The organism is Streptomyces laculatispora (genome assembly GCF_017353455.1).
GTDB classification, from domain to species: Bacteria; Actinomycetota; Actinomycetes; order Streptomycetales; family Streptomycetaceae; genus Streptomyces; species Streptomyces laculatispora.
Map to the genome: position 1 here is coordinate 1 of NZ_JAFMPZ010000228.1, position 3,003 is coordinate 3,003.

General features: G+C 71.2%; 4 protein-coding genes. 2 read left to right on the plus strand and 2 right to left on the minus strand.

Annotated features, from left to right (window positions below; all coding sequences use genetic code 11):
• A partial coding sequence (locus tag J1C73_RS12925) for an SCO5389 family protein (protein ID WP_207316500.1) occupies positions 1-328 on the plus strand: 328 nt, incomplete at its 5' end.
• A gap of 90 nt (positions 329-418) precedes the next feature.
• On the opposite strand, the gene J1C73_RS12930 is transcribed toward J1C73_RS12925, so the two are convergent.
• The gene (locus J1C73_RS12930) at positions 419-1,462 is read right to left on the minus strand and encodes an LLM class flavin-dependent oxidoreductase (protein WP_124285049.1); all 1,044 of its coding nucleotides are present in this window, start codon (positions 1,460-1,462) and stop codon (positions 419-421) included.
• 210 nt (positions 1,463-1,672) lie between these two features.
• Between J1C73_RS12930 and J1C73_RS12935 the strand changes: the two genes are divergently transcribed.
• A complete protein-coding gene (locus J1C73_RS12935; protein ID WP_123461694.1) occupies positions 1,673-2,002 on the plus strand; it encodes an Rv1322 family protein in 330 nt (109 codons plus the stop codon).
• Between the two features lie 40 nt (positions 2,003-2,042).
• On the opposite strand, the gene J1C73_RS12940 is transcribed toward J1C73_RS12935, so the two are convergent.
• On the minus strand, positions 2,043-2,918 hold the full coding sequence (locus tag J1C73_RS12940) for an ABC transporter permease (protein WP_207316501.1): 876 nt from the start codon (positions 2,916-2,918) through the stop codon (positions 2,043-2,045).
• Between the last annotated feature and the right edge of the window lie 85 nt (positions 2,919-3,003).

The window sequence follows — 3,003 nt, forward strand, 5'->3', positions numbered from 1 at the left end:
CTTCGTCGACTGCGTCCGGACCTCCCTGCCCTTCGCATGGGAGATGATCAGCTCGCTGGTGGCTCAGCTGAAGGTCGACGGCGGCGAGTTCGCCGACAACCAGACGCCGCCGCCGGACGAGCAGGCACGTGGTCAGCTGCTGCGTGCGCTCGCGAGTGATGCGATCCGCGGCGCGCTGCAGCGGCACTTCGGGGTGCGTCTGGCATTCCAGAACTGCCACCGCGTCGCGGTGTTCCCGCTGGACGCCTCGGTCGACGACCGGCTGGCCCGATTCACCTCGGTGAGGGGCCAGTTGCTCAACCAGTCGCCCGAACTACGGGACTGCTGAACGTCTTTGCTGCCGCTCCGGGCCGCGGGAGGTGCCACTGGTCCGGGGCGGCAGCTCCCGTTCGTACGCCGGAACAGCGGATCCGGCGGATCATTTCAGGAGCGGCAGCACCTCGGTGCCCAGTCGCGCTACGTTCTCCTCCGTGGCCACGAGATCTCCCGAACCCTCGACCAGGAGCGCGAAGCGGGTGATGCCCGTGCGCTCCGCCGTGGCCGCGAGCCGGTCCGCCGCGAGCCGGGGCGGGCCCACCGGGTGAATCCCGCACAGCATCTCCGTATAGCCGACCGGGTCGCGCATCACCCGGTGCCGGCCGTCGACCGTCACATGGGCGTCCAGCCCCTGCCGCAGCCAGCCGGGCATCGCCTTCACCAGCGTCTCGGTGGCGTCCTCGGCGCGGTCCGCGATCTGGGCCACCCCCGCCGACACGTGCCCGGCCTGCCGCACGCTCTCCGGCGACCGGCCCGCGGCCAGCGCGGCGGTCCGCCAGAGACCGACCATCTCGGCCTTCTCCTCGTCCCCGCAGTGCATGCCGAGCAGCATCGGCAGGCCGTTCCCGGCCGCGAGTCGCACGCTCTTGGGCGAGGTGCACGCGACGACCACCTCGGGACCGCCGGGGTTCTCGCCGCCCTCCCCGTCGAACAGCTCGTCGGCGCGGGGCACCACCGCGACCTCGGGGAAGCCGTAACGCTCCCCGCGACCCGCCACACGCGGTTCGCGCAGCCAGTCGAGCAACAGCCCCAGGGACTCCGGGAAGCCCTTCTCGTACGCCTCCAGGCCGCCGCCGAACACCTCCAGGTCGATCCAGGGGCCGCCCCGGCCGACGCCGAGGATGAATCGGCCGCCGCTGGTGAGGTGGAGCAGCGCGGCCTGCTCGCCGAGCGCGACCGGATGCTGCGTCGGCAGCACGCTCACTGCCGTGCCCACCCGGATTCTGCGGGTGCGGCCGAGCAGCAGCGCGGCCAGTGTCACGGCGGACGGGCAGACCCCGTACGGCACGAAATGATGTTCTGCCAGCCAGACCGAGTCGAGTCCGGATTCCTCCGCGACCTCGGCGGACCGGATCGCGCGATACAGCGCTTCGCCCGGCCCCTGCCCCGGAAACTGGGCTGCCAGTACAAACGTTCCGACACGCATCGCCTATTGCCTCCTTGCGGCCGACGCGGCTCTCCCCTGTTGGCAACAACGTCTGACACGTGCCAAAGGCACGGTCGGGCGGGAAGCTGTTGCGATTTTCCGGTAACCCGTCCCGTCCCGGGCCCGGTGGAGCGCGGTGTGGGACATCTGCCCCGGCTGAATGGCCCTACGCTGGACGGGAACTGCCCAGCCTGCCCCGTGAGGTGTCACGTGTCCCCGCGCCGCAACCGCCCCCGAGGCGGCGAGAGTCCCACCGAGAGCTCCGGCGCGCTGGGGGACCGGTACGGGGGTGGCGGGCGCGCGGAGGAGTGGCAGGGCGAGGACTGGTCCGTCCGCCCGGTGAGCGGCGCGAGCGCGGCGGGCAAGCGCTACCGGTGCCCCGGCTGCGACCAGGAGATCCCGTCCGGCGTTCCGCATCTGGTGGCCTGGCCCGAGTACGGCGGGATCGACGACCGCAGGCACTGGCACAAGGCGTGCTGGAACGCGAAGGACCGCCGCACCACGCGGGTGCAGCGGTCCAGGAACGCGCCTCGGTACTGAACGCTCCCCCCCCGGTGGACGGCACCGGGGCGGCGGCCGGTCAGACGTCGCGGCGGCTCATCGAGAGATAGGCGCCGCCCATGGCCACGGCGGTCACCCCGAGCATGATCCACAGCGGTTCCCAGCCGGACGGTCCGGAACCGGTGACCGAGGTGTCGTAGAAATTGCTGAGCTGGTTGGGGATCGAGTACTCCAGGAGCCACTTCTGGAGCTTCGCGAGCGACTGGGCGAACATGAAGATCGCCAGCACGAGCGGCAGCAGGACCACGCCGATCATGACGGTGATCGCACCTGCCGAGTGCCGGACCAGCGCGCCGATCGCCAGCGAGAGCAGCCCGAGCGTCGCGATGTAGAGGCCGACGCCGACCGTGCTGCGCAGCCAGTCCGCGCCGCTGGGTGTGTCGGCGTCCAGGATGCTCGTCTGGAGCACCGCGACGACCGAGGTCATCACGGTCATCAGGACGAAGGTGAGCAGGAAGAAGACGATGGCCTTCGCGCCGAGCACCCGGCCGGGACTGGGGCAGGCCGTCATCGTCGTACGGATCATCCCGGTGCCGTACTCCGAGGAGATCGTCATCACGCCGAGCGTGATCACACAGATCGAGCCGAGCAGAACGCCGAAGAAGCCGAGGCTGAGCACCGGGGTGGAGCCCAGATCGGTGTCGGACATGTCGACCGCGATCGCCGAGAGCAGGCCGATCACGAGCAGCAGCACGACCAGGACGCCGAGCGTCCACATCGTGGAGCGCACCGAACGGATCTTCGTCCACTCGGAGGCGATCGCGTCGCCGAGGGTGGCCGGGCGCACCGGGATCGGCGAGGTGTAGAAGCCGCCCTGCGCGCCCTGCGCGTTCTGCTGCGGTGCGGGGGGCTGCTGGTACGCCGGCTGCTGGTACGGCGTGGACGGCGTCGTCATCGGGGGTCCTCGCTGGTGTCGCGCGCGGTCAGGTCTGCGGGAGCCGCGGCGGGCGCTGCCGGGGCGGGGGCAGGAGCGGTGGAGG

Coding starts and splice junctions, on each gene's coding strand:
- J1C73_RS12930 (WP_124285049.1), bottom strand. CDS start 1,462: ATGCGTGTCGGAACGTTTGTACTGGCAGCCCAGTTTCCGGGGCAGGGG.
- J1C73_RS12940 (WP_207316501.1), bottom strand. CDS start 2,918: ATGACGACGCCGTCCACGCCGTACCAGCAGCCGGCGTACCAGCAGCCC.